Origin of the sequence: Janthinobacterium breve (assembly GCF_051380895.1) — a bacterium.
Classification (GTDB): Bacteria; Pseudomonadota; Gammaproteobacteria; order Burkholderiales; family Burkholderiaceae_D; genus Janthinobacterium.
In genome coordinates this window covers 311,604-337,152 of sequence record NZ_JBNYXY010000001.1, presented here as the reverse complement: position 1 = coordinate 337,152, position 25,549 = coordinate 311,604, and the positions used below count along the sequence as shown (strand labels likewise).

The 25,549-nt window shown below is 62.4% G+C and carries 20 protein-coding genes; 12 read left to right on the top strand and 8 right to left on the bottom strand.

All coding sequences use genetic code 11. The annotated features are described in order from the left end of the window. Window positions 1–150: 150 nt before the first annotated feature. A complete protein-coding gene (locus ACQ4W0_RS01605; RefSeq protein ID WP_436575184.1) occupies window positions 151–1,233 on the bottom strand; it encodes an AI-2E family transporter in 1,083 nt (360 codons plus the stop codon). A 188-nt stretch (window positions 1,234–1,421) separates the two neighbouring features. On the opposite strand from ACQ4W0_RS01605, the gene purM reads away from it, so the two are divergent. Then, entirely contained in the window at window positions 1,422–2,465 is a 1,044-nt protein-coding gene (gene purM / locus ACQ4W0_RS01600) for a phosphoribosylformylglycinamidine cyclo-ligase (RefSeq protein WP_436575183.1), read from the top strand. A 64-nt stretch (window positions 2,466–2,529) separates the two neighbouring features. Here purM and ACQ4W0_RS01595 read toward each other — a convergent pair whose 3' ends face one another. Both ACQ4W0_RS01595 and ACQ4W0_RS01590 read right to left on the bottom strand, forming a co-directional pair. Next, window positions 2,530–3,861 (bottom strand): MFS transporter, encoded by a 1,332-nt coding sequence (locus ACQ4W0_RS01595; RefSeq protein ID WP_436575182.1) that lies wholly within the window; start codon window positions 3,859–3,861, stop codon window positions 2,530–2,532. A gap of 132 nt (window positions 3,862–3,993) precedes the next feature. Further along, the gene (locus ACQ4W0_RS01590; protein ID WP_436575181.1) at window positions 3,994–5,610 is read right to left on the bottom strand and encodes a GMC family oxidoreductase; all 1,617 of its coding nucleotides are present in this window, start codon (window positions 5,608–5,610) and stop codon (window positions 3,994–3,996) included. A 163-nt stretch (window positions 5,611–5,773) separates the two neighbouring features. Here ACQ4W0_RS01590 and ACQ4W0_RS01585 point away from each other — a divergent pair, with 163 nt between their 5' ends. Further along, window positions 5,774–6,622, top strand: a complete 849-nt coding sequence (locus ACQ4W0_RS01585; protein ID WP_436575180.1) for an IclR family transcriptional regulator — start codon at window positions 5,774–5,776, stop codon at window positions 6,620–6,622. Here the strand turns inward: ACQ4W0_RS01585 and ACQ4W0_RS01580 are convergent. From ACQ4W0_RS01580 to ACQ4W0_RS01560, 5 genes are all read right to left on the bottom strand, one after another. Next, the gene (locus ACQ4W0_RS01580; protein WP_436575179.1) at window positions 6,619–7,845 is read right to left on the bottom strand and encodes a 6-phosphofructokinase; all 1,227 of its coding nucleotides are present in this window, start codon (window positions 7,843–7,845) and stop codon (window positions 6,619–6,621) included. The genes ACQ4W0_RS01585 and ACQ4W0_RS01580 overlap by 4 nt on opposite strands. A 117-nt stretch (window positions 7,846–7,962) precedes the next feature. Next, the gene (locus tag ACQ4W0_RS01575) at window positions 7,963–10,011 is read right to left on the bottom strand and encodes a sodium:solute symporter family protein (protein ID WP_436575178.1); all 2,049 of its coding nucleotides are present in this window, start codon (window positions 10,009–10,011) and stop codon (window positions 7,963–7,965) included. Continuing rightward, window positions 10,008–10,322: a DUF4212 domain-containing protein gene (locus ACQ4W0_RS01570; protein ID WP_436575177.1), complete on the bottom strand. Its 315-nt coding sequence runs from the start codon at window positions 10,320–10,322 to the stop codon at window positions 10,008–10,010. The genes ACQ4W0_RS01575 and ACQ4W0_RS01570 overlap by 4 nt, the downstream gene beginning before the upstream one ends. Next, on the bottom strand, window positions 10,315–11,853 hold the full coding sequence (locus tag ACQ4W0_RS01565; RefSeq protein WP_436575176.1) for a sensor histidine kinase: 1,539 nt from the start codon (window positions 11,851–11,853) through the stop codon (window positions 10,315–10,317). Before ACQ4W0_RS01565 ends, ACQ4W0_RS01570 begins: the two co-directional genes overlap by 8 nt. Then, entirely contained in the window at window positions 11,850–12,584 is a 735-nt protein-coding gene (locus ACQ4W0_RS01560) for a response regulator (RefSeq protein ID WP_141170858.1), read from the bottom strand. Before ACQ4W0_RS01560 ends, ACQ4W0_RS01565 begins: the two co-directional genes overlap by 4 nt. Before the next feature lie 249 nt (window positions 12,585–12,833). On the opposite strand from ACQ4W0_RS01560, the gene recA reads away from it, so the two are divergent. The 10 genes from recA to ACQ4W0_RS01510 all read left to right on the top strand — a co-directional run bounded on the left by recA (window position 12,834) and on the right by ACQ4W0_RS01510 (window position 25,462). Further along, on the top strand, window positions 12,834–13,940 hold the full coding sequence (gene recA, locus ACQ4W0_RS01555) for a recombinase RecA (protein WP_426071846.1): 1,107 nt from the start codon (window positions 12,834–12,836) through the stop codon (window positions 13,938–13,940). Between the two features lie 245 nt (window positions 13,941–14,185). Next, complete coding sequence (gene recX / locus ACQ4W0_RS01550; protein WP_436575389.1) at window positions 14,186–14,641, top strand: recombination regulator RecX; 456 nt, start codon at window positions 14,186–14,188, stop codon at window positions 14,639–14,641. A 95-nt stretch (window positions 14,642–14,736) separates the two neighbouring features. Then, entirely contained in the window at window positions 14,737–16,275 is a 1,539-nt protein-coding gene (locus ACQ4W0_RS01545) for a methyltransferase regulatory domain-containing protein (protein ID WP_436575175.1), read from the top strand. Between the two features lie 289 nt (window positions 16,276–16,564). Beyond that, complete coding sequence (locus tag ACQ4W0_RS01540) at window positions 16,565–17,125, top strand: DUF2889 domain-containing protein (protein WP_436575388.1); 561 nt, start codon at window positions 16,565–16,567, stop codon at window positions 17,123–17,125. A gap of 75 nt (window positions 17,126–17,200) precedes the next feature. Next, complete coding sequence (gene sucC / locus ACQ4W0_RS01535) at window positions 17,201–18,370, top strand: ADP-forming succinate--CoA ligase subunit beta (RefSeq protein WP_096238002.1); 1,170 nt, start codon at window positions 17,201–17,203, stop codon at window positions 18,368–18,370. 13 nt (window positions 18,371–18,383) lie between these two features. Then, window positions 18,384–19,265: a succinate--CoA ligase subunit alpha gene (gene sucD, locus ACQ4W0_RS01530; protein WP_065306949.1), complete on the top strand. Its 882-nt coding sequence runs from the start codon at window positions 18,384–18,386 to the stop codon at window positions 19,263–19,265. A 259-nt stretch (window positions 19,266–19,524) separates the two neighbouring features. Beyond that, window positions 19,525–19,884, top strand: a complete 360-nt coding sequence (locus tag ACQ4W0_RS01525) for a hypothetical protein (protein WP_436575174.1) — start codon at window positions 19,525–19,527, stop codon at window positions 19,882–19,884. Between the two features lie 28 nt (window positions 19,885–19,912). Further along, window positions 19,913–21,220: a TolC family protein gene (locus ACQ4W0_RS01520; RefSeq protein WP_436575173.1), complete on the top strand. Its 1,308-nt coding sequence runs from the start codon at window positions 19,913–19,915 to the stop codon at window positions 21,218–21,220. Beyond that, the gene (locus ACQ4W0_RS01515; RefSeq protein WP_436575172.1) at window positions 21,217–22,380 is read left to right on the top strand and encodes an efflux RND transporter periplasmic adaptor subunit; all 1,164 of its coding nucleotides are present in this window, start codon (window positions 21,217–21,219) and stop codon (window positions 22,378–22,380) included. The genes ACQ4W0_RS01520 and ACQ4W0_RS01515 overlap by 4 nt, the downstream gene beginning before the upstream one ends. After that, complete coding sequence (locus ACQ4W0_RS01510) at window positions 22,370–25,462, top strand: efflux RND transporter permease subunit (protein WP_436575171.1); 3,093 nt, start codon at window positions 22,370–22,372, stop codon at window positions 25,460–25,462. The genes ACQ4W0_RS01515 and ACQ4W0_RS01510 overlap by 11 nt, the downstream gene beginning before the upstream one ends. Window positions 25,463–25,549: the final 87 nt, after the last annotated feature.

Genomic DNA, 25,549 nt, shown 5'->3' with positions numbered 1-25,549 from the left:
TGTTGGTTTCACATTGTAGCTGTATCGGGTGCCTGACAGAAGCGTAGCGAGCGGCAGCGATTTGTGGCCGAGAAGCGCAACTGTGCTGGTGCACAGTGAGCATCGCCGGCCGCAAAGCGCGACGCGCAGTAGCTTATGTCAGTCACCTTGTCATACATTATAGAAGCTGCTGGAGAGGTAGTGGCGTCTTAGATGCTTAAAAGCGACCATCAGGACGGCAGAAGCGGGTAAAGCGAGCAAAACGCCGACGAAACCAAACAATTGTCCGAATGCCAATAAGGCGAAGATAACGGCCAGCGGGTTCAGGCCGATGCGCTCGCCCACCAGGCGCGGCGTGAGGAAAAAGCCCTCGATGACCTGGCCGCAGCCGTAAATGACGGCCACGGCGATGACGCCGCTCCAGTCGGCAAATTGCAGCAGGGCGGCGATCAGGGCCAGCATCAGTCCCAGTCCGAAGCCCAGGTAGGGGATGAACACCAGCAGCCCCGTAATAATGCCGACAGGCAATGCGACTTCAAAACCGGCGATGGCCAGCGCCACCGAGTAATACGTGGCCAGCACCAGCATGACGAGCAACTGGCCGCGCAGGTATTGCGCCAGCAGGGTATCGACTTCCTGCGCCATGCCCACCGTGCGGCCCACCCAGCGGCGCGGTACGGCGCCGGCGATGCGCGCCAGCATCGGATGCCAATCCAGCAACAGGTAGAACAGCACCACGGGAATCAGCACGACGGTGGCCAGCCAGCCCAGCACGGCCGTGCCGCCGATGCGCGCCGAGGCCAGCACGGTGCTCCAGATTTCATCGCCGCTGGTGGCCATTTGCTGGCTCAGCATGCGTTTGATGCCCGTGCCGTCCAGGCGCACCCGGATGCCCAGGTCGCGCAGTTTTGGCGCCAGGAAATCATTCGCCTTATTCAGGAATTGCGGGATCTGCGCCTGCAGCAGGGGGATTTCCTTTTGCAATACCGGCACGACGATCAGCACCAACGCTGTAATGGCGAGGAAAAACAACACCACGACGACCAGCACGGCCAGCGGCCGCGGCAAGTAAAAGCGCTTGTAGTGCAGGCGTTGCAATCGGTCCACGCCAGGATTGAGCACGTAGGCGAGGATGGCGGCGGCCAGGAAGGGCGTCAGGATGGGGCCCAGGCTGACGAGCAGCAGCAGGAATGCCAGCCAGACCGCGATCCAAAATGCTGTTTGCTTCTGTTCTGCGGTGATGGCGAATGGCATGTAGTTTGTGCTGTTGCGTTAAAAAAAGGCAGTTAATTACGAAATGGCGGGGCAGTTTGATAAAATAGCGTATTGATCGACCGAATTCACCCGCTGGCGCCCTGGCGCACGATGTTGAAAAACATGCTTGCGCGCGCGTGCCGGCGGGTATCCGCCTTCTATTTTACCGCCTCCGCTGCCACCACACCATGAACCAGACTTCTAATGTTTCCCTTTCCTACCGTGACGCTGGCGTCGATATCGACGCAGGTGACGCTTTAGTCGAAGCAATCAAGCCGTTTGCCAAGCGCACCCTGCGCGAAGGCGTGATGGGCGGCCTGGGCGGTTTTGGCGCCATGTTTGAAATCAGCAAGAAGTACAAGGAACCGGTGCTGGTCTCGGGCACCGACGGTGTGGGCACCAAATTGCGCCTGGCGTTTGAACTGAACCGCCATGACACGGTCGGCATCGACCTGGTCGCCATGAGCGTCAACGACATCCTGGTGCAAGGCGCCGAGCCGCTGTTCTTCCTCGACTACTTCGCTTGCGGCAAGCTGGACGTGGCGATCGCCACCGACGTCATCAAGGGCATTGCCCAGGGTTGCGAACAAGCCGGTTGCGCGCTGATCGGCGGCGAAACGGCGGAAATGCCCAGCATGTACCCGGCCGGCGAATACGACCTGGCAGGTTTTGCCGTCGGCGCCGTGGAAAAATCGAAAATCATCGACGGCACCAAGATCGCCCCGGGCGACGTGGTGCTGGGCCTGGCCTCGTCGGGCGTGCACTCGAACGGTTACTCGCTGGTGCGCAAGATCATCGAAGTGGCAAAACCGGACCTGGAAGGCGACTTCCACGGCCGCAAGCTGGCCGACGTGCTGATGCAGCCGACGCGCATCTACGTCAAGCCGCTGCTGGCGCTGATGGACGCCATGGAAGTCAAGGGCATGGTGCACATCACCGGTGGCGGCCTGGTGGAAAACATCCCGCGCGTGTTGCAGCCTGGCCTGGTGGCCGAGCTGGACTCGAAGGCATGGACCATGCCACCGCTGTTCACGTGGCTGCAACAGCACGGCGGCGTGGCTGACGCCGAGATGCACCGCGTCTTCAACTGCGGCATCGGCATGACCGTCATCGTCTCGCAGGAAAACGCGGACGCCGCCATCGCGCAATTGCAAGCGGCCGGCGAAAGCGTTTCGCGCATCGGCAGCATCCGCGCCCGCGTGGGTGATGAGCACCAGACCATCGTGATCTAAGTTTTAGTACGCATAGAAAAGGCAGGCACTCGCAAGAGGCCTGCCTTTTTTACGTCCAGAGGTCTTACCTTGCGTGCGCCGGCTTCATGCAGCCGTCCGATTGCGAGCCGCCCTTGCCGATCATGGCCACGCTGACGGCCGAGACGAGGGAGGCGAACAGGATGTAGCCGACGATGTGCCACGGCTCGCCATTGCCCGTTTTGAGCAGGTAGGTGGCGATGATGGGCGTCAGGCCGCTGGCGAAGATGCCGGAGAACTGGTACACGAAGGAGATGCCCGTGTAGCGCACCTTGGCGTCGAACAGGTCGCAGAACAGGGCCGCTTCCGGGCCGTACACGGCCGAATACAGCACGCCCAGCGGGATGATCACGGAACACCACAGCAGCAGCGGATTGTCGGCGTGATGGAGCATGATCCAGAAGGCGGGAATGGACGACACGCCCGTGATCAATGCCCCCCAGAAGAACACCTTGCTGCGGCCGATGCGGTCCGACAGCTGGCCGAAGAAGGGGATGCAAAAGCACATCACGACGGCCGACGCCATCACGCCCATCAGCGCTTCCGTGCGGGCGATCTTGATGGTGTTGGTCAGATAGGTGATGGAAAACACGCCGAAGATATTGAAGAAGACGCCGTCGATATAGCGCGCGCCCATGCCCTTCAAGACATTGCCCGGATAGCGCTTCAGCAGGTCGAAAAACGGAATCTGCGTCTCCGCGTTCTTCTCTTTCACAGCCTGGAATTCCGGCGTCTCCATGACGTTCAGGCGTATCCACATGCCGATGAAGACGAGGGCGGCCGACAGGATGAAGGCCACGCGCCAGCCCCAGGACAGGAACTGCGCATCCGTCAGGGTGTACGACAGGATCGCCACCACGCCGGAAGCGAGGCACAGGCCGATGGCCAGACCGATTTGCGGCAGGCTGGCATAGAAGCCGCGCTCTTTCGGCGGCGCATACTCATACGCCATCAGCACGGCGCCGCCCCATTCGCCACCGAGGCCGATGCCCTGCAGCACGCGCAGGAACAGCAGCAGGCCGGGCGCCCAGTAGCCGATGTGCTCATAGGTCGGCAGCACGCCGATCAGGAAGGTGGAGATCCCCATGATCATCAGGGTCATCACCAGCATGCTCTTGCGGCCGATCTTGTCGCCGAAGTGGCCGAAGATCACGCCGCCGATGGGGCGCGACAAAAAGCCCACGGCGAAGGTGCCGTAGGCCAGCATGGTCGAGACGAGCGGATCGCCGCCCGGGAAATACAGCTTGCTGAATACGATGCCGGCGACCACGCCGTACAGGAAGAAGTCATACCATTCGATGGTGGCGCCGATCACGCTGGCCATCACGACTTTCCGTAGCTCTTTGGCTTTTTTCGGATTGCTCGGATTGTTATCCATAATATCTAGTCTCCAATCGATATCGATTATGTGTTTTTTTGTGATGCTAGGCTTGTCGCCCAGTCATTGGGAGCGGGGCCGTTTGCCCGCCGCTGGCATCCTCCTTGCAGGAATTGGAATGAAAAAGGCGGGTCAGGCCGCTTGCGGCAGGCGCACGGCGTCCGCCAGGATCATGTCGGCGGCTTTTTCGGCGATCATGATGGTGGGCGCGTTGGTATTGCCCGAGACGATTTCCGGCATGATCGACGCGTCGACCACGCGCAGGTTTTGCAAGCCGTGCACGCGCAGGCGCTCGTCGACGACGGCCATGGCGTCATGCCCCATCTTGCAGGTGCCGCTGGGGTGGTAGATGGACTGGCTGAAGCGGCGCGCCGCGTCCAGCAGCTGCGCATCCGTCTGGAACTGCGGACCGGGCACGAACTCGGAAATAATGTGCGGCGCCAGCGACGGGGCGGCGGCGATCCGGCGCGCCACGCGCAGGGCGGCAATCGCCGTCTGCTGGTCGCGCGGGTCGGACAGGTAGTTCGGGTAGATGCCCGGGTAGACAAGGGGATCGGCGGACTTGATCGACACGTGGCCGCGGCTGTGCGGGCGCAACTGGCACACGGACGAGGTAAAGGCGGAAAACGGATGCGCGCCTTCGCCCGGTTTGTCGGCGCTCAGTGGCTGCATATGGAACTGGATGTCGGGCCGCTCCACCTCGGGCGAGGATTTGGTAAACACCGTCACCTGGCTGGCCGCCAACGTCAACGGTCCGGAGCGGGAAAACACATACTGCATGCCCACCCACAGCTTGCCCCACAGACTGTTGACTTCATCGTTCAGGGTTTTCAGCCGGGTCTTGAAGACGAGGCGGATTTGCAAATGGTCTTGCAGGTTCTGCCCCACGCCGGGCAAGTCGTGCACCAGCGGCACGCCCACGTCATCGAGCAGCGCGCGCGGCCCCACGCCCGAGCATTGCAGGATTTGCGGCGAGCCGATGGCGCCCGCACATAAAATCACTTCGCCGCTGGCGCGCGCCTGGCGCAGCTGGCCATCCTGCCGGAACTCGATGCCGACGGCGCGCTTGCCTTCGAACAGCACGCGTGTGATTTGCGCGCGCACTTCCACGCGCAGGTTGGCGCGCTTGCGGGCCGGGCGCAAAAAGGCTTTCGCCGTGCTGCAGCGCAAGCCCTTGCTGGCCGTTTGCTGGAAGTAGCCTACGCCTTCTTGCGTGGCGCCGTTGTAGTCGGCATTGAAAGGGATGCCGCTTTCCGTGGCGCCGGCAATAAAGTGTTCTGCGATGGGGCGGCGCAGGCGCAGGTCCGACACCTTTAATGGTCCGCCCACGCCGTGGTAGTCGCTGGCGCCGCGTTCCTGGTCTTCCGATTTTTTAAAGTAGGGCAGCACCTCGGCATAGCTCCAGCCTGCGTTGCCCAGTTCGGCCCAGCGGTCGTAGTCCTCTTTCTGGCCCCGTACATACAGCAAGCCGTTGAGCGAGCTGGAACCGCCCAGCACCTTGCCGCGCGGCCATTGCAGCTGGCGCCCGGCGATGCCGGCATCGGCCTCCGTGCGGTAGCACCAGTCCAGCCTGGGATCGTGCAGGGTCTTGAAATAGCCGACCGGCACGTGTATCCATGGATTGTTGTCCTTGCCGCCCGCTTCCAGCAGCAACACGCTGTTGGCGCTGTCGTGCGACAGGCGGTTGGCCAGCACGCAGCCGGCCGAACCGGCGCCGACGACGATGTAATCGTAGTGTGTTTGTGACATTGCCCTTGTCTCCTGCGTTTGCGGTATCGCTTGCCTTTGCGGGCGATTTTTGCGATACACTGATCTTTTATTTGATTTTTTGGAACGTCTGGTTCCATTTATAAAAGACGTGCAGCGCCGGGACAAGCGGAAACACCCGCATACGCGAGAGGTGAAACAGAACATGCATGATGCGTTTCAAAAACGGCAGGCCGATGCCGGAGAAGCTGGGGCGGCCGGTGGCGCAGTGGCTGCCGGCGCGGCGGCAAGCCATGGCGACGAGGCACGGGGCTTGCGCGTATTGCGCCTGATCGAGCACCTGGCCAGCGCCAGCCAGCCCCTGACCCTGTCGCAGCTGGCGGCGCGCATGCAGGTGCCCAAGGCCAGCATGATGCGCCTGCTCGATACGCTGGAGCAACATGGCTACGTGCTGCGCACGCCCGTGGGACGCGGCTACGTGCCCGGTGCGGCGTCCACCAACCTGGCCCTGGCCACCTTGCGCAACAATGCCCTGATCCGCGTGAGCCGCAGCATCCTGGGCAGCCTGGTGGCGGCCACGGGCGAGACCTGCAACCTGGCCATTCCCGAGGGCAATGCGATCGTGTATGTGGACCGGGTGGAAACGCAGGAACCGCTGCGCCTGCATCTGGTGCTGGGGTCGCGCGCGCCCATGCATTGCACGGCCAGCGGCAAGCTGTTTTTGGCGCACATGAATTTGCTGGAGCGGCGCGCATTGCTGGCCATGCTGAGTCTGGAGGCGCGCACGCCGAAAAGCATCGCGGACCCCGTGCTGCTGGAGCGCGAGATCGTGCGTATCGCCCGGCTGGGCATCGGTATTGACGACGAGGAATTCGTGCACGGCATGGTGGCCGTGGCCGTGCCCATCTGCGCCGCCGACGGACGCATCGTGGCGGCCGTCGCCTGCCACGCGCCCGTGGCGCGCAAATCCGTGGAGCAGCTGCTGCAGCACGTGCCGCAGTTGAAGGAAGCGGCCGTCAAGTTGCGGCCGCTATTGCTGGCGGAGTCCCGCTAGGGTTTCAACACCTTCGCCACTTTGGCGGCCCGCAGGCGGAACGCATCGGGCATGCCCGAGCCCAGCAGCGGGCGCAGATACAGCCTGAAGGCATCGGTCACGTCCGTGCCGCTGGCGCTGATGAATTCGTCTTCCATGGTGCGCGTCTTGCCCGCCACGTCCGTCAGGGGCAGCAGCTCGTAGTCGACGGAATAAAACCCCGTGCGCTTGATGGCGACGGACCCATCGCGGTCGCCCCACATGGCGAACTGCACGGCCTTCTCACCCACTTCCCGGGCTTCGCGTTGATCGATGTCAGAGACGCAGCCGATGAAGGAGCGCTGCAGATAGCCGAAGGTATCGCCGCGCACGCGCTTGATGCCGAGTTTTGCCTTGATTTCGTCGCACAGCAGGTCGGCCAGCGCACCCGTGCCCGACAATTGCACATTGCCGTGCGCATCGCGTTCCACCTCATTGCCCACCTGCTTGGCCAGCAGGCTGGCGATGGGCTCGCCCGATGCATCGTGGATGCCTTCCGAGACGGCGATCACGCAGCGGCCGTATTTTTCATACGTGGCTTTCACGTCGGCCAGGAATTGCTCCAGCACGAAGACGCGTTCGGGCAGGTAGATCAGGTGCGGGCCATCGTCGGGGAACTTCTTGCCCAGCGCCGAGGCGGCTGTCAAAAAGCCTGCGTGGCGGCCCATCACCACGCCCACGTACACGCCGGGCAAGGCCGCGTTGTCGAGGTTGGCGCCGGCGAATGCTTGCGCGACGAAGCGCGCGGCAGAGGGAAAGCCGGGTGTGTGGTCGCTGCCGACCAGGTCGTTGTCGATGGTTTTCGGGATGTGGATGCAGCGTAGCGGATAACCGGCCTTGTGCGCTTCCTCGCTGACGATGCGCACCGTGTCGGACGAGTCATTGCCGCCGATATAAAAGAAGTGTTCGATCTCGTGCGCGCGCAGCACTTCGAAGATTTGCTGGCAGTAGGCAATATCGGGCTTGTCGCGCGTGGAGCCGAGCGCCGAGGACGGCGTGGCGGCCACCAGTTCCAGGTTGTGGCTGGTTTCCTGCGTCAGATCAACGAATTCCTCATTGACGATGCCGCGCACGCCGTGCAGCGCGCCATACACGCGCGTGACGTGCTGGAAGCGGCGCGATTCGAGCACCACGCCCACCAGCGACTGGTTAATGACGGCGGTGGGGCCGCCTCCCTGGGCAACAAGAATTTTTCCAGACGGCATGAGGTCTCCTCGTAGTGGAACGGCCCCCCAGCCTACTCCTTTTTTGCCGGGGCGCTGTCTTTTCCGATATTTTTGTCGATGAGTTTCTCCACGTCACCCCACGGCCTTGATGCGCTTTTATTCCGGTGCGCGGATATGCTTGACCAACCCAATGCTGCGCCGCCCCGGCGCCGGTGTCAGCCAGCTGACCAGGATGGCGGCGGCCAGGCCTGCCGGCACGCCGAAGATGCCGGCGGAAATGGGCGCGATATGCATCCATTGACCGCTAGCATTGCCGCCCAACATGGTGCTGGTGTGCAGCATGTAATACAGGCACACGCCAAAGCCGGCCAGCATGCCGGCCAGCGCCCCCTGGTAATTGGCGCGCTGCCAGAATACGCCCAGCACCAGCGGCGGGAACAGGGTCGAGGCGGCGAGGGAAAAAGCCACGCCCACCAGCGACAGGATATCGGCCGGCTTTTGCGAGGCCGCATAGGCGGCGATGAAGGCCACGGCCAGCAGCAGCAATTTTGAAATCGTCACGCGCTTTTGCGTCGAGGCGCTGGGATCGACCACCTTGTAATAGATGTCGTGCGACAGTGCATTTGAAATGGCCAGCAGCAAACCGTCCGCCGTCGACAGCGCGGCGGCCAGGCCTCCGGCCGCCACCAGTCCCGAAATCACATAAGGCAGACCGGCGATCTCGGGCGTGGCCAGCACCAGCACGTCGGCGTCGATGGAAATTTCCGCCAGTTGCACGATGCCGTCGCGGTTGACGTCAACGATGCTGATCAGGGGACTGAGCTTGTCCACATTGGCCCAGTACGACACCCAGGTGGGCAGGTTCGTGTATTGCGTGCCGACCAGTGCCGAGTAAATATCGTACTTGACCAGCACCGCCAGCGCGGGAATCGTGAGGTAGATCAACAAGATGAAAAACAGGGTCCAGAAGACGGACACGCGCGTTTCGTGCACGGACGGCGTGGTGTAGGATCGCATCAGGATATGCGGCAGGGCGGCCGTGCCCAGCATCATGCAAAACACGAGGGCCAGGAAATTGTTGCGCTTGATGTCGGACTGTTCGCGGTCGGCGGCGGGAAACGGCTGGGCGTGCGGAATGATCGGTTCGGCGCGTTTCTGATTCTGCGCCTGCGCCGCCTGCCACAGCACGCGTGCCTCGTCCGGGTTTTTCGGATAGGCAATCAGGTAGCGCTCCGCGTTGCGGATATCGAATAGCGAGGTATTGCGCTGGCGCAAGCTATCGAGCTGGCGCTGGGCCGCCAGGCGGCCTTGCTCCCAGGAGCCGGGCAAGCCGGCGATGCGCGCCTGGTAGCTTTGCGCGCGCTGGCGGAAGATGGCGCGCACTTCGTTTTCTTTCGGATCCGTTTCCAGCACGTGTTCGCGCGCGCTCAGTTGCGGCAACACCTTGCCGTAAGCGATCTGCGGTACGGGATTGTCCGCATGCTTGACCGACAGCCATATGGCGGGAATCAGGAAGGCGACCAGGATGATGATGTACTGCGCCACCTGCGTCCAGGTGATGGCGCGCATGCCGCCAAGAAAGGAGCAGACCAGGATGCTGGCCAGGCCCAGGAAGATGCCGACGGAAAAATCCACGCCCGTGAAACGCGAGGCGATCAGGCCGACGGCATAGATCTGCGCCACCACATACGTAAACGACACGATGATGGTGGCGGCCACGGCCACCACGCGCACGCTGGCGCCCCGCTTGTCGGTGCCGCTGCCGTAGCGGGCGGCGAGGAAATCGGGAATCGTGTACTGGCTGAACTTGCGCAAATAGGGGGCGATCAATAACGCCACCAGGCAATAGCCGCCCGTCCAGCCCATGATGAAGGCCAGGCCGTCGAAGCCGTTCAGGTACAGGCCCCCGGCCAGGCTGATGAAGCTGGCGGCCGAAATCCAGTCGGCAGCCGTGGCCATGCCGTTGAACATGGCCGGCACCCGGCGCCCTGCCACATAGTATTCGGTGACATTCGAGGTGCGGCTGATGACGCCGATGGTGGCGTACAGCGTGATGGTGACCAGCATGAACAGGTAGCCGATCCACGCGCGCGGCATGCCTTCCTGTTCCAGCACCGCCAGCGCCAGCAGGAAGGCGGCGAAACCGGCGGTAAACAGCAGGTAGTAGCGGCTCAGCCGGGCAAAGAAGCTGCGCTGGCCGCTCATACTTTCTCCTTGGCATGAAAAGCCCGGTCCAGACGCCGCATGCGCCAGGCATAGAAAGCGATGATGGCCAGGTAGACCAGCGAGGCGCCCTGGGCCGCCATGTAGAAGGGCAGCGGCCAGCCGAACAGATTCAGATGCAACAGTTCGCGCGCATAAAACACGGTCAGAAAGCCCGTCAGCAGCCAGATCAGCAGCAGGATGGCCGTCAGGCGCCGCGTCTTGTGCCAGTGGACATCGAGGCGCGCCTGCAATTCGGGGCTGGGGGTGCGCGCCGGCCGTGCCGGGGGAGCGGTTGGGCTCGGCTTATCCATACGTGATGTGATCCTCTTCTGGCGCGTCCGGCAACAGCAGGGCAATGCTCAGGCGCAGCAGGGTGCCCGGCAGCTTCGGCGAGTGCGCGCGCGGATTGTTAAAAATGTCGACTTCGGCGCCATGTTGCTGAGCAATTTCACGCACGATGGCCAGGCCCAGTCCGCTGCCGTCGACATTGCTGCCGAGAATACGGTAAAAGCGTTCGAACACGTGCGACCGCTCGGCCGGCGGTATGCCGGGGCCCGTATCTTCCACTTCCAGGATGGCCAGTTCCAGGGTGCTGCGCACGCGTACCGTGACGCTGCCCCCAAGCGGCGTGTAGCGCAGGGCATTGTCGATCAGATTACTCAGCAGTTCACGCAGCATCATGGCATTGCCGGAAATCATGATCGAGTATGCAGGCTGTTCGAAGCCCAGGTCGATATGCTGGGCAAACGAGGCTTGCACCCAGTCCTGCACCACGCCGCGCGCCAGTTCGCTGAGCTCGATCGGTTCGAACGCCGTGCCTGCCTGCGGCTGGTTTTCCGCGCGCGCCAGGGCCAGCAACTGGTTGACCAGGCGCGTGGCCGCTTCCGAACTTTTCGCCAGTTGCAGCAGCGAGCGGTGAATCTCGTCGTGGTCGGTCTGGCGCAGGGCCAGTTCGGATTGCATGCGCATGCCGGCCAGCGGCGTCTTCATCTGGTGCGCGGCATCGGCGATGAAGCGTTTCTGCATGTCGATCGACAGCGATAGCCGCGCGAGCATCTCGTTGAGCGAACCGACCAGTGGCGTGATTTCCTCGGGCACCTGGCCCGATTCGATGGGGGAGAGGTCGTCGGGCGGCCGCGCGCGTATGCGCTCCTGCAATTGCGCCAGCGGCGACAGGCCGCGCGCCAGGGCAAACCAGACCAGGGCCAGGATCACGGGCAGGATGATGAACTGCGGCAAGATCACGCCCTTGATGATTTCATTGGCCAGCTGGGCGCGCTTTTCCAGCGTCTCGGCCACTTGCACCAGCGTGCGGCGCGGTTCGTCGTCGGTGCTGGACGGCATGTCGAGATAGCTGAACGCCACGCGCACGGGCGTGCCGTGGATGGTGTCGTTGCGAAACAGCACCATGCCGCTGCGGTATTTGTCGGGGTCTTGCGGCGGCGGCAAGTCGCGGTCGCCGTCGAGGTATTCGCCGTGCCCGCCCACCACCAGGTAATACAGGGTGTCGACATCGTCGCCGCGCAGGAAGTCACGGCCCTTGTTACTGCTGTTCTTGTCCGGCACTCGGCGCAGCATCGCGCCGTCGGCCTGCTTGACCTGTTGCGTCAGCACCGTCACGCTGTCTTCCAGCGCATGGTCGAACGGTTGATTGGCGATGCCCTTGGCCACCAGATAGGTGATGGCGATGCTCATCGGCCACAGTAGCAGCAAGGGCGCCAGCATCCAGTCGAGGATTTCGCCGAACAGCGAATGCTCGATGGTGTCATCCTGCTCCGTGGTGGGCGGCTCGAACCAGTCGTCTTCGTCCGCCTCGTCCGCTGGCGCCTCGCGCGCCTTCACTTTGTGGCGGGTCCGCTGGCCGGGCCTGCCGCCTCGCCCGCTTCGGCGTTCAGGCGCGCCGCTTCCGAGTATTTTTCCAGGCAATAGCCGAGGCCGCGCACGGTGGCGATGCGCACGCCGCCCACCTCGATCTTCTTGCGCAAACGGTGCACATACACTTCGATGGCGTTGTTCGACACTTCTTCGCCCCATTCGCACAGGTGGTCGACCAGTTGCTCTTTCGAGACGAGGCGGCCGGTGCGGCCCAGCAGGATTTCCAGCAAGCCCAGTTCGCGCGCCGACAGGTCGAGCATCTGGTCGTTGATGTAGGCGCTGCGCCCCACCTGATCGTAGCTGAGGGGGCCGTGCTTGATGACGGTGGCGCCGCCGCCTGCGCCGCGGCGCGTCAGGGCGCGCACTCTTGCCTCCAGTTCCGACAGGGCGAACGGCTTGGCCATATAATCATCGGCACCCAGGTCGAGGCCATTCACGCGTTGTTCGATGGAATCGGCGGCCGTCAGTATCAGTACCGGCAGCAGCGAGGCGCGCGCGCGCAGGCGGCGCAGCACTTCCAGGCCGGACATCTTCGGCAGGCCCAGGTCGAGGATCAGCAGGTCGAATTCCTGGGTGGACAGGGCCGTATCGGCCTCTTGGCCCGTCTTGACGTAGTCGATCGCATAACCGGACTGGCGCAGCGAGCGGGTCAGGCCATCGGCCAGCACGCTGTCATCTTCGGCAAGTAAAATACGCATGGTGCACTTCCTATGCTTGCAACATCAGGACATCTGAAGTCTGTATTGTGTTTCATTTTCCGCAAGGTGGATAGTTTTTGTGAAAAACCAGGGTTGTATTGATCTGTTTCAAAACAAATCCACGTTCCGCTTGCATTGATCACTGTTTTTTTATACAGTACTGTCTGTGTAAAGAATTTAACCCACTGGCGCTATCGCAGGCTGCAGGATCCAACTGGATTTGCAACTGTAGAACGGCTGAAAGAACATATGGACGATAAAAAAGCTGTAGTACCCGCATCGGAAAAAGCCAAGGCGCTCGCCGCCGCACTGGCGCAGATCGAGAAGCAGTTTGGCAAAGGTTCGGTCATGCGCATGGATGCCAGCGCGGTGATTGAAGAAGTGCAAGTCGTGTCGACCGGTTCGCTCGGCCTCGATATTGCGCTGGGCGTGGGCGGCTTGCCGCGCGGCCGCGTGGTGGAAATCTACGGTCCGGAATCGTCGGGTAAAACCACCCTGACCCTGCAAACCATTGCTGAAATGCAAAAACTGGGCGGCACTTGCGCCTTTATCGATGCCGAGCACGCGCTGGACGTCGGTTACGCGCAAAAGCTGGGCGTGAACCTGCACGAATTGCTGATCTCGCAACCGGATACGGGCGAGCAGGCGCTGGAAATCTGCGACGCCCTCGTGCGTTCGGGCAGCGTCGACCTGGTGGTCATCGACTCCGTGGCCGCACTGACGCCACGCGCCGAGATCGAAGGCGACATGGGCGATTCCCTACCAGGCTTGCAAGCGCGTCTGATGTCGCAAGCCCTGCGTAAATTGACCGGTTCCATCAACCGCACGAATACCCTGGTCATCTTCATCAACCAGATCCGCATGAAGATCGGCGTGATGTTCGGCAGTCCGGAAACCACCACGGGCGGCAATGCGCTGAAATTCTACGCCTCCGTGCGTCTGGATATCCGCCGCACTGGCTCGATCAAGTCCGGCGATGAAGTGATCGGCAACGAAACCAAGGTCAAGGTCGTCAAGAACAAGATCGCGCCACCGTTCAAGGAAGCGCACTTCGACATCCTGTACGGCGCCGGCACCTCTCGCGAAGGCGAAATCCTGGATCTGGGCTCGGATGCCAAGATCGTGGAAAAATCCGGTTCGTGGTACAGCTACAACGGTGAACGCATTGGCCAGGGCAAGGACAACGCCCGTGCCTTCCTGCAAGAGCGTCCGGCGCTGGCCCGCGAGATCGAAAACAAGGTCCGCGCTTCGTTGGGCGTGCGCGAACTGCCACCGCTGGCTGCTGAAAAGCCGGAAAAAGCGGATAAAGCCGCCGACAAGGCTGCCAAGGCTGCGGAAGCCAAGCTCGCCGAGTAAGCAGGCAAGTCGGCAGGCAGGCAGGCAAGCTGCTGCTGCGGCACGGCCAGTTTCGGCTGGCCTTGCTGGTGTCGGGTTGCCGGCGCTTGCGCCGCAGCTTGCCGCGCAAAAGATCTACAATGAATGCCGCCTCGCGCCTGTGCGCCAGGCGGCATTTGTACTGTTGACGGTGTTATTGATCGGCGTTTGACGGTATAGCTGCTGTGTTGATGTTGTGTTGATGTGATGGACGATAGGGTGGAATGATGGCAGCGGTACAACTGAGCCTGAAGGGCAGGGCGCTACGTTTTTTGTCGATGCGTGAACACAGCCGCATGGAATTGCGGCGCAAGCTGCAGCGGCATGCGCAGGAGGGCGACGACCTGGAAGCCTTGCTCGACAGCCTGGAGCAAGCCAACTGGCTGTCGCAGGAGCGTTTTTCCGAATCGCTGATCCACCGCCGCTCGGCCCGCTTCGGCAATAGCCGCATCATGGCGGAATTGCAAAGCCATGGCATAGGCGGCGAAGCACTGCAGGAACTCAAGGCGGGCCTGGCCGAAGGCGAAACCGCACGCGCCTGCGAAGTGTGGCGCCGCAAATTCGGTGAAGTGGCGCAGGATGCCGAACAGCGCAACAAGCAGGTGCGCTTCCTGATGCAGCGCGGCTTTTCGCAGCGCGCCGTGCAGGTGGCCTTGAAGGGGGTGGAGCCCGACGATGAGTAATATTTATTAACTTGACAGCAAGGATCAGTTATTCTGCCCAATTGCTGCTGCGCATGTTGCGTCCCAGCTTTTTTAATTGATATACGGGACACCTGATGAGCAATTGGCATGCCGGCTACACGGCCGAAACGGCATACACCTACGGCTATTACACGGAATTGAACCCCTTGCGCACACAGTTGTTGCTGCTGAGCTGGGGAATACAGCCGCCAAGGGTCAGCACCGCATGCGAACTCGGGTTTGGCCAGGGCGTGACCGTCAATATCCATGCCGCAGCGTCCTGCACACGCTGGTATGGTACCGATTTCAATCCGGCCCAGACCGCCTTTGCGCAGGAACTGGCCGAGGTCTCCGGCAATGGCGCCGTGCTGTCTGAGCAATCGTTCCAGGATTTTTGCGCCCGCACCGACCTGCCTGACTTCGATTTCATCGCCCTGCACGGTATCTGGAGCTGGATCTCGCCGGAAAACCAGGCGCATATCGCCGATTTCCTGGCGCGCAAGCTCAAGCCGGGCGGCGTGCTGTATATCAGTTACAACACGCAGGCGGGCTGGGCGGCGATGGCGCCGATCCGCGACCTGATGGAGCAGCACAGCCGCGTGCTGAGCGCGCCGGGGCAGGATGCCCTGACGCGCGTGGGCAGCGCGCTATCCTTCGTCAACCGCATGATGGAGACCAAGCCGCGCTACCTGCTGGCCAATCCCACCATCGCCCTGCGGCTGCAACAGATTAGTGAGCAGGATCCGAATTATCTGTCCCACGAATACTTCAATCATTACTGGCAACCGGTATCGTTTTCGGCCATCAAGCCGGTGCTGGCCGAGGTCAAGCTCGAGTTTGCCGGTTCGGCCGCCTACCCCGATCATGTTGCCCCTCTCAATTTCTCGCCCGAACACCTGGCGTTCCTGGCGCAGATTCCGGATGCCACTTTCCGCGAGAACACCGCTGATTTCCTGCTTAACCGGCAGTTTCGCCAGGATTACTGGGTCAAGGGCAGCCGCAAGCTGACCGCCCATGAACAGGCTACCGCACTGCGTGCCGTACGCATCCTGCTGGTGGCGCCGGTCGAGCAGATCGCCATGAAGGTAACGGGCGCCTTGGGCGAGGCCGATCTGGACCAGGCCGTCTATGGCCCCCTGCTGGAACTGCTCGGTGACTGCAAGCCCCATACCATAGCCGAACTGCAACAGCGTTTGCCCGCCAACCTGGCTGACCTGGGCAGCCTGCTGCAGATGCTGCTGGTGCTGGCGCATAAAGCCTGCATATCGCCGGTGCAGGATGACGCCGCGATCGCGCAGGCGCGGCCAGCCACGGCCAGGCTGAACCGGCATCTGCTGGGTAAGGCCCTGGGGCGTACCGACCTGGCCGCATTGGCCAGTCCGGTGACGGGCGGTGGCGTCGGTGTGTTGCATTTGCAACAGTTGTTTCTGCTGGCCAGGCTGGAAGGGCATCAGGAGGCCGACACCTGGGCGGCATTTGCCTGGCAGGCTTTCCGCGCACTGCAGCAAACCATGGTGCGCAATGGCACGGTGCTGACGACGGAAGAAGACAACCTGGCCGAACTGGCCGTGCAGGCGGAAAGCTTCCGCGTCACCGTGCTGCCCATCCTGCAGGCGCTGGGCGTGGCCGATTGATGTTGATGCCGCAGCGCCTCGCGGCATGGCAATGGCAGTGATTTTTATGATATCAATCATTCGTTTTGTGAATGACATCATGAAAGTCACTGTTTTCTATTTATAATTTGAAATGTTTTTATCAAAGCAATGAAAAATTATGTTGCGGCGCAACCAGCGCCCAATGTGCTACACTTTTAGGGTTTTTGCGGCGCCGCAGGTGCGGTTGCTGTTCGTAGAAGCTGCGAACAGCGTGCTTTATGCACATGGCTGCTTACTAAATTATGGCCGCGCAAGCGGCATCGGTCTTATGCCCCTGTCAACTCCCGTATCCCGGCGCGCCCTACGGCACTCCCGCGTTATCGACGTCCAAGCGTATATGCGCGACGACGGCCTGTGGGATATTGACGCCCGTATCACCGATATCAAAAGCTATGACGCGATGCTGGCCTCCGGCCCCCGTCCCGCCGGCACTCCCCTGCATGACCTCCACTTACGCATTACCGTCGATCGCGAACTGACCATCGTCGAGGCTGAAGCTGCCTCCGATGCCGTACCCTATCCCGGTTTTTGCGATACCATCGGCCCCGCTTACAGGGCGCTGATCGGTCTGAATTTATTGAAGAATTTCCGCCGCGACTTGAAACAGCGCCTGGCGGGAATCGCCGGCTGTACCCATTTGACCGAATTGGCGCAAGTCTTGCCGACTGCGACGGTTCAGGCATTTGCCGGTGATGTCTGGTCGACCCGCGACGGTGAGAATGCTGATTTGCCGCATGAAAAGCCGTTTCAACTCGACAAATGCCACGCCCTGCGCACCGATGGCGGGGCGGTTGCACAGTATTACCCGCGCTGGGTAGCCAAAGCGTGACCCCGGCGCTGTTTTTCCTGTTTTTTTGCACCACTAACCGTATTTTTACAAATCAGTATCAGAAGGGAAGCCAGCATGAAAATCCATGAGTATCAAGCCAAAGAAATCCTCCGGCAGTATGGAGTGACGGTACCACGCGGTATTCCGTGCATGTCCGTCGACGAAGCCGTCAAGGCTGCGGAAACCCTGGGCGGTCCGGTATGGGTCGTCAAGGCGCAGATCCACGCAGGTGGCCGCGGCAAGGGCGGCGGCGTGAAAGTGGCAAAATCGATCGAACAGGTCAAGGAATACGCCGACCAGATCATGGGCATGCAGCTGATCACGCACCAGACCAGCGCCGAAGGCCAAAAAGTCAACCGCCTGCTGGTGGAAGAAGGCGCCGACATCAAACAAGAACTGTACGTTTCGCTGGTCACCGACCGCGTCACCCAGAAAATCGTCCTGATGGCTTCGTCCGAAGGCGGCATGGACATCGAAGAAGTGGCCGAGAGCCACCCAGAGAAGATCCACCACGTCACCATCGAGCCTAGCGTTGGCCTGACCGATGCCCAGGCAGACGACATCGCGACCAAAATCGGCGTGCCTGCCGGTTCCATCGTCGACGCCCGCGTCAACCTGCAAGGCCTGTACAAAGCTTACTGGGAAACCGACTGCTCGCTGGCCGAAATCAATCCGCTGATCGTCACCGGCAGCGGCAAAGTCATCGCCCTGGACGCCAAGTTCAACTTTGACCCGAACGCCCTGTTCCGCCATCCGGAAATCGTCGCCCTGCGCGATCTGGACGAAGAAGATCCAGCTGAAATCGAAGCGTCGAAATTCGACCTGGCCTACATCTCGCTCGACGGCAACATCGGTTGCCTGGTGAACGGCGCCGGCCTGGCCATGGCTACCATGGATACCATCAAGCTGTTTGGCGGCGAGCCAGCCAACTTCCTGGACGTCGGCGGCGGTGCCACGGCAGAAAAAGTGACCGAAGCGTTCAAGATCATGCTGAAAAACCCAGGCCTGAAAGCCATCCTGGTGAACATTTTCGGCGGCATCATGCGTTGCGACGTGATCGCTGAAGGCGTTATCGCTGCGGTCAAGGCCGTCTCGCTGAACGTACCACTGGTCGTGCGCATGAAGGGCACCAACGAAGACCTGGGCAAAAAGATGCTGGCCGATTCCGGTCTGCCTATCATCGCAGCCGACACCATGGAAGATGCAGCAAAGAGCGTCGTCGCCGCCGCTGCTGGTCAAGCTTAATTAAGGAATCAACATGTCCATTCTGATCAATAAAGATACCAAAGTCGTAACCCAAGGGATCACCGGCAAGACCGGCCAGTTCCACACCCGCGGTTGCCGCGACTACGCGAACGGCAAAGCTGCCTTCGTGGCAGGCGTGAACCCGAAGAAAGCCGGTGAAGACTTCGAAGGCATTCCTATTTTCGCTAGCGTGACCGAAGCGAAAAAAGAAACCGGCGCCAACGTTTCCGTGATCTACGTGCCGCCAGCAGGCGCGGCAGCGGCGATCTGGGAAGCTGTCGAAGCTGAAATGGATCTGGCCATTTGCATCACCGAAGGCATTCCTGTGCGTGACATGATGGCCTTGAAAGACCGTATGGCCAAGTCGGGCAGCAAAACCTTGCTGCTGGGCCCTAACTGCCCAGGCTTGATCACGCCAGACGAAATCAAGATCGGCATCATGCCAGGTCACATCCATAAAAAAGGCCGCATCGGCGTGGTTTCGCGTTCGGGCACCCTGACCTATGAAGCAGTGGGTCAGCTGACCGCACTGGGCCTGGGCCAATCGTCGGCAGTCGGCATCGGCGGCGACCCGATCAACGGTCTGAAACACATCGACATCATGAAGATGTTCAATGATGATCCAGATACCGACGCGGTCATCATGATCGGCGAAATCGGCGGTCCGGACGAAGCCAACGCGGCGTATTGGATCAAAGACAACATGAAAAAACCGGTCGTCGGCTTCATCGCTGGCGTCACCGCTCCTCCAGGCAAGCGCATGGGCCACGCCGGCGCGCTGATCTCGGGCGGTGCCGATACGGCACAAGCCAAGCTGGAAATCATGGAAGCTTGCGGCATCACCGTGACCAAAAACCCGTCGGAAATGGCGCGTCTGCTGAAAGCCATGCTGTAATTCCAGCCAGGTTCACGCAGTACAAAAAAGGAGCTTCGGCTCCTTTTTTTCGTCCTTTGCATCACCCTTCCTGCCACCCGCTCGCCCGATCCAGCTTCGCGTCGTTGCCATTTCCCTGCTCCGCTCACGTGGGCCATGACAGGCATGTGACATTACCAACTTGTAACACCGTTCGGTGCACCGCGCGCCTATGATTCGGCCTGTCAGCTTCATCCCGCGCGCCGCGTGCTCGCCTACTTCTACATCGGAAAACTACCCTATGGATGCCATGAAACCGGGCGTGGCCGCGCTATGCCTGTTGCTGTTATGCGCCTGTGCCGAGGCGCCCAAGGTGGATTGGCGGCAGGGCGCGAAGCGCGCCTGGGTCGTCGCTACGTACGCCCCCGGACGCACCGCCGATTTGCCAGCCTGCCTGGCGCGCTTGTCCGACGCCGAATTGGCGACCCGCCATTTTGTTGAGCTGCGCTACCACCATGTGCGCGTCATGCGCACGGCCGTGGCCGAGGTGCCGTCGGATATCGACGCCAGGCCTGGCGTGCAGGTGGAGTTGTGGCCAGAGGATTGCGGGCGGGGCCATTTGTCGCGCATGTCCAGATTATTGCCCGCTGACAGCGATTAAATTCCAAGAGAGTGCGAAAGCAAACACCATGTCCATGAAATGTTTCCTGTGGCCAGCGGCGCTGTTGCCGTTGTGCCTGCCACTGATCCTGCATGCGCAGACCCCGCTGGCGGACAGCCTGGGGCTGGAGCAGTTGCAGCGCGTTGCGCTTGAGCGCAACCACGACGTGCGCGTGTCGGCACTGGTGCTTGACAGTGCCGCCGCTGCCGTGACCAGCGCTGCCGCCGCACCCAATCCCATGTTGACGGTGCAAACCATGAACATCAACCCCGGCTTGGGTGTGGGCGCTGGCAGCTTGCGAAGCAAGACGGTCGACAGCAGCGTGCGCATCGACCAGTTGCTGGAGCGGGGCGGCAAGCGCGACTTGCGCCGTGATAGCGCGGTGCACCAGGCAGAGGGCGCGCGCGAGGACGTGCGCGAGGCGCGGCGTCAGTTACGCCTCGCCGTCAGCCAGGCCTATTACGATGCGCTGGCGGCGGGCGAGCGTCTGGCCATCCTCGACGATACGGCGCAGTTGTACCAGCGCACCGTCGAGGTGGCGCAGAAAAAACGGCAGGCGGGTGATGTGTCGCCGGCTGACGTGGCGCGGCTGCAAGTCGAAGCGCTGCGCGCCAGCAACGATACGGCGCAGGCGCGCAGCGATGTTGCGCGTGCGCGCCAGACGCTGGCTTTGTTGACCGGTATCGACAACCGCCAGGCGCAGCTGCCGCTTGCCGATGGCTGGCCTGCAGTCGTGGCCACCACCCTGGCGCAGGACGATCCGGCCGAGGCAGCCATCGCGCGTCGCCCCGATGTGATGGCGGCGCAGGCGAGGGTGGCGGCGGCCCTGTCGGCACACAAGCTGGCGCTCGCCGCGCGCACGCGCGACGTTTCCATCGGCGTGCAGGCCGAACATTACCCGGCCAGCGCCAGCAATCCACAAGGCAGCGGCAACAGCTTCGGTATTTCCCTGCAAGTGCCGCTCTTCCTGCGCTACCAGTATGACGGCGAGATACGCAGCGCCCAGGTGGCGCTGGACCTGGCGCAGGAAAACCTGGAGCAGGCGCGCATCTTGGCCAGGGCGGAGCTGAGCCGTTCTGCACTCGATGTGCGCAGCAATGGCGAGCGCTTGCAACGCATTGACGACAGCCTGCTGCCGGCCGCGCAAAAGTCGGCCCAGGCGGCGGAATTCGCATACCAGCATGGTGCCCTGCCGATCGCCGATGTGCTCGATGTGCGGCGCAGCTACCGCGCCGTGCAGCTCGACGCACTGGCCGCCCGTAGCGACTACGCCAAGGCGCTGGCCGCCTGGCAGGCATCCTTTCCCACAGCATCTCTTGAAAGTACGACACCATGATATCGCGCAGTACTTTGACCTATGGCGCCCTGTTCATCCTGCTGTGCGGCGGGTCCATTGCGGGCGTGCAGTATTTGCAGCGGGCGCACGCCGCCGCCTTGCCGGCCGCCGCTTTGGCCACCAGCGTTGCCGCCCCCGGCGTGCTGCATTTTGCCGCGAATGCGCCGCAGATGGCGACGCTGAAAATCGCCGCAGTGAGCGCCGTGCCGCTGCCGGCCAGCGCCGCCCTGAACGGACGCATCGCCTACGATGAAAACGTCACCACGCGCGTCAGTTCGCCCGTGCTGGGCCGCGTGCTGACGTTGCATGCCGATAGCGGCGAGCGCGTGGCGCGCGGCGCCTTGCTGGCCGACCTCGATTCGCCCGACCTGGCCAGTGCCGAGGCCGACTGGCGCAAAGCCCAGGCCGACGAAGTGCGCAAGCAACTGGCCTATCAGCGCGCCGACACGCTGTTTCGGGGAGAGGTGTTGGCGCGCAAGGATTATGAGTCAGCCGATGCCGACTTCCAGCAGGCACGCGCGGAGACGCGGCGTGCCTCCTTGCGCATGCATAGCCTGAACGCGGCCGGCAGCGACAATGGCCGCTTCGCCCTGCGCGCGCCGCTGGCCGGCACCATTGCCGACCGCCAGATCAATCCGGGCCAGGAAGTGCGCCCCGACGCGCCCGCGCCCCTGTTCGTCATCAGCGACCTGCGCCACCTGTGGTTGCTGGTCGACATACCGGAAAGCGCCATCGCCAACGTGCGCCAAGGGCAGGCCGTCAGCGTCGAGACGGACGCCTACCCGGGACGCCGCTTCAGCGCCACGGTGGCGCATCTGGCGCCGGTGCTGGACCCGCAGACGCGGCGCATCCAGGTGCGTTGCACGCTGGACAACGCCGATGGCGTCCTGAAGCCGGAAATGTTCGCGCGCGCCTCCTTCCTGGCCGGCGATGGCAGCGTGCTGGCCGTGGCCTTGCCCAATACCAGCCTGTTCGCCGAAGGCGTGTACAGCTATGTCTTCGTAGAAAAACAGCCTGGCACGTTTGAAAAACGCCGCGTGAATGTACGCATCAAGGGACGCGACAGCAGCTTTGTCGATGCGGGCGTGAGCGCCGGCGAACGGGTCGTCACGGAAGGCGCCTTCCTGCTCAACGCCGAGGTGACCACCAATGCTCGCTAAGCTGATCGATTTTGTCCTGGCGCAGCGCGTTTTCGTGCTGATCCTGACGGCGGCGCTGGCCGTCTTCGGCTACCGCGCGCTGAGCAACCTGCCCATCGAAGCCTTCCCCGACGTGCAGGACGTGCAGGTGCAGATCGTCACGCAGTATCCGGGCCAGGCGCCGGAGGAAGTCGAACGCAACGTCACCTTGCCCATCGAGCGCGAAATGAGCGGCGTGCCGCAACAGACGCAGCTGCGTTCCGTGACGATTACGGGCCTGTCCGTGGTGACCTTGACCTTTGCCGATGGCACGGACGATTATTTTGCGCGCCAGCAAGTGCTGGAAAAATTGCAGAACGTCACGCTGCCCACGGGCGTGCAGGCCAGCCTGGCGCCCTTGTCGACGGCGGTCGGTGAAATCTTCCGCTATGTGATCGAGGCACCGCCGGGCATGGATGCGAACGAAGTGCGGGCCTTGCAGGACTGGGTCGTCCGGCCTGCGCTGCGCATCGTGCCAGGCGTGGCCGATGTCGTCAGCTTCGGCGGCACTGTCAAGGAATACCAGGTGCAGGTCGACCCGGCTGCCCTGCAGCGTTATGGCGTCACCATCGACCAGCTCGGCGCGGCCTTGAACAATAACAGCGCCAATGTGGGCGGCGGCATGGTGCGCCGTGGCGACGAGGCACTGGTGGTACGCGGCATCGGCATCTTCGGCAGCATCGACGATATCGGCCGCGTCATCGTCAGCGCCAAGGGCGGGCGCACGGTGCTCGTGTCGGACCTGGCCGAAGTGACTGTGGGCAATCGCCCCCGTTCCGGCGTGGTGGCCTTCAACCGCGACAACAGCGTGGTGGAAGGTATCGTGCAGATGAGCAAGGGCAGCAACGCCGCCAAGGTGGTGGCCGACGTCAAGCTGGCCATCGCCGGCCTCGATGCGCGCCTGCCGAAAGGCGTGCATTTGCGCACAATCTATGACCGCACGGAACTGATCGGCCACACGGTGCACACGGTGGCGGAAAACCTGCTCCTGGGCGCGGCGCTGGTGATCGCCATCCTGGTGATTTTCCTGGGCAACTGGCGCGCCGCCCTCATCGTCGCGGCCGTGATTCCCCTGTCGCTGCTGTTCGCCTTCATCATGCTCGATGCGCGCGGCATTCCGGCCAACCTGATTTCGCTGGGCGCGGTCGACTTCGGCATCATCATCGACAGCGCGGTGGTGCTGGTCGAGGCATTGCTGGTACGGCTGGCCCTGCTGGGCGAGCAGGGCCAGCATGATGCTTCCCTGCGCGAGCGCACCCTGAAGCAGACAGTGGTCGACCTGGGCCACCCCATCCTGTTTGCCAAGGCCATCATCATTGTCGCCTTCATTCCCATCTACACTTTCCAGCGCGTGGAAGGCAAGATCTTCTCGCCCGTGGCCTTCACGCTGAGCTTTGCCATGCTGGGTGCCATCATCCTGACCATGACGCTGGTGCCTACCTTGCTGGCCTGGACCATGCGCCGCCACCCGATGGCGGAAAAGCACAGCGCATGGCTGCAGCGCATCCAGGACGGTTACGGCCGCCTGCTGGCAGCGGCGCAGCGGCAGCGCATTTTCGTCATGCTCGCCTCGGTGCTGGCGCTGGCGGTGACCCTGGCGCTGGCACCGCTGCTGGGCAGCGAGTTCCTGCCCAAGCTCGACGAAGGCAACCTGTGGCTGACAGTCAGCCTGCCGACGTCCAGTTCGCTGGAAAAGACGCGCGCCGTCGAGCAGCAGGTACGCGCCATCATCCTGTCCTACCCGGAAGTGGGCAATGTCATTTCGCACGTGGGCCGGCCCGACGACGGCACCGATCCCAAGGGCAGCAACAACATGGAAATCCTGGCTGACCTGAAACCGCGCGGCAGCTGGCGCTTTGCGGACAAGGAGGCGCTGGTGGCCGACATGTCGGCGAAGATACGCACCCTGCCCGGCGTGCCTACGAACTTTTCGCAAGTCATCGAAGACAATGTGGAAGAGGCGCTGTCGGGCGTGAAGGGCGAAATTGCCGTGAAGATTTACGGTCCCGACCTGGACGTGCTGACGCAAAAGAGCGAGCAGATCGCCGGCATTCTGGGCGGCATTGCAGGTTCGGCCGACGTGGGCGCCGTAAAAATCGGCGGACAGAGCGAACTCGACATCGTTATCGACCGCGAGCGCATCGCCCGCCTGGGCGTCAACGTGGCCGATGTCAATACGGCGATCCAGACGGCGCTGGCGGGCAACGTCGTCAATGCGTATTTCGAGGGCGACCGGCGCTTCGACATTACCGTGCGCCTGAAGGAAGCGGCGCGCGATTCCGTCGATGCCATCGGCACCCTGCAGGTCAACTTGCCGGGCGGCGCCGGCACGGTGGCGCTGGCCGAGCTGGCGCATATCGAGGTGCGCCAAGGCGCGGCCCGCATCAGCCGCGAAGCGGGCGGGCGCAATGCGTCCGTCAAGGCCAACCTGCTGGGCCGCGACCAGGGCAGTTTTGTCGCTGAGGCTCAAGAAAAAGTGGCGCGCCTCGTGCACCTGCCGCCTGGCTACCAGATCACCTGGGGTGGACAGTTCGAAAACCAGCAGCGCGCCGTGAAGCGCCTGGAAGTGATCGTGCCGATCACCGCGCTGATGATATTTTCGCTGCTGTTCTGGGCCTTCCGGTCCGTGCGCAAGGCCATGCTGATCCTGTCGATCGTGCCGTTTACCATGATCGGCGGCATCCTGGGCCTGGCGCTGGTCGGCCTGCATTTTTCCGTCTCGGCGGCGGTTGGCTTCATTGCCGTGGCAGGTATCTCGGTGCAGAACGGCGTCATCATGGTGGAACAGATCGTCGAGATCGCCCGGCACAACGCGAGTGCCGTCGATAGTGCCATCGCCGGCGCCGTGGCGCGCTTGCGGCCCATCCTGATGACGGCATTGATGGCGGGGCTGGGCTTGCTGCCGGCGGCGCTGTCGCATGGTATCGGATCGGAAACCCAGCGTCCGTTCGCCGTGGTGATCGTGGGCGGCATCGTGTCGGCCACCTTCTTTACCTTGCTGCTGCTGCCTCTGGCCTATCCCTATTTTGCGGAAAAGAAAGGACTGTCCGCGGACGCTGCCTGACGCAGTTGGGCCGCGTATGCCAAAAAGTGTCGCTTTTCTTTCCACGTGTACCGCCGCTGCCCGGGCGAGCTGCTGGCATGGCGCTTG

Bases quoted from the DNA above. Each gene is read 5' to 3' on its own strand.
- ACQ4W0_RS01605 (WP_436575184.1), bottom strand. From the start codon at position 1,233: ATGCCATTCGCCATCACCGCAGAACAGAAGCAAACAGCATTTTGGATC.
- purM (WP_436575183.1), top strand. From the start codon at position 1,422: ATGAACCAGACTTCTAATGTTTCCCTTTCCTACCGTGACGCTGGCGTC.
- ACQ4W0_RS01595 (WP_436575182.1), bottom strand. From the start codon at position 3,861: ATGGATAACAATCCGAGCAATCCGAAAAAAGCCAAAGAGCTACGGAAA.
- ACQ4W0_RS01590 (WP_436575181.1), bottom strand. From the start codon at position 5,610: ATGTCACAAACACACTACGATTACATCGTCGTCGGCGCCGGTTCGGCC.
- ACQ4W0_RS01585 (WP_436575180.1), top strand. From the start codon at position 5,774: ATGCATGATGCGTTTCAAAAACGGCAGGCCGATGCCGGAGAAGCTGGG.
- ACQ4W0_RS01580 (WP_436575179.1), bottom strand. From the start codon at position 7,845: ATGCCGTCTGGAAAAATTCTTGTTGCCCAGGGAGGCGGCCCCACCGCC.
- ACQ4W0_RS01575 (WP_436575178.1), bottom strand. From the start codon at position 10,011: ATGAGCGGCCAGCGCAGCTTCTTTGCCCGGCTGAGCCGCTACTACCTG.
- ACQ4W0_RS01570 (WP_436575177.1), bottom strand. From the start codon at position 10,322: ATGGATAAGCCGAGCCCAACCGCTCCCCCGGCACGGCCGGCGCGCACC.
- ACQ4W0_RS01560 (WP_141170858.1), bottom strand. From the start codon at position 12,584: ATGCGTATTTTACTTGCCGAAGATGACAGCGTGCTGGCCGATGGCCTG.
- recA (WP_426071846.1), top strand. From the start codon at position 12,834: ATGGACGATAAAAAAGCTGTAGTACCCGCATCGGAAAAAGCCAAGGCG.
- recX (WP_436575389.1), top strand. From the start codon at position 14,186: ATGGCAGCGGTACAACTGAGCCTGAAGGGCAGGGCGCTACGTTTTTTG.
- ACQ4W0_RS01545 (WP_436575175.1), top strand. From the start codon at position 14,737: ATGAGCAATTGGCATGCCGGCTACACGGCCGAAACGGCATACACCTAC.
- ACQ4W0_RS01540 (WP_436575388.1), top strand. From the start codon at position 16,565: ATGCCCCTGTCAACTCCCGTATCCCGGCGCGCCCTACGGCACTCCCGC.
- sucC (WP_096238002.1), top strand. From the start codon at position 17,201: ATGAAAATCCATGAGTATCAAGCCAAAGAAATCCTCCGGCAGTATGGA.
- sucD (WP_065306949.1), top strand. From the start codon at position 18,384: ATGTCCATTCTGATCAATAAAGATACCAAAGTCGTAACCCAAGGGATC.
- ACQ4W0_RS01525 (WP_436575174.1), top strand. From the start codon at position 19,525: ATGGATGCCATGAAACCGGGCGTGGCCGCGCTATGCCTGTTGCTGTTA.
- ACQ4W0_RS01520 (WP_436575173.1), top strand. From the start codon at position 19,913: ATGTCCATGAAATGTTTCCTGTGGCCAGCGGCGCTGTTGCCGTTGTGC.
- ACQ4W0_RS01515 (WP_436575172.1), top strand. From the start codon at position 21,217: ATGATATCGCGCAGTACTTTGACCTATGGCGCCCTGTTCATCCTGCTG.
- ACQ4W0_RS01510 (WP_436575171.1), top strand. From the start codon at position 22,370: ATGCTCGCTAAGCTGATCGATTTTGTCCTGGCGCAGCGCGTTTTCGTG.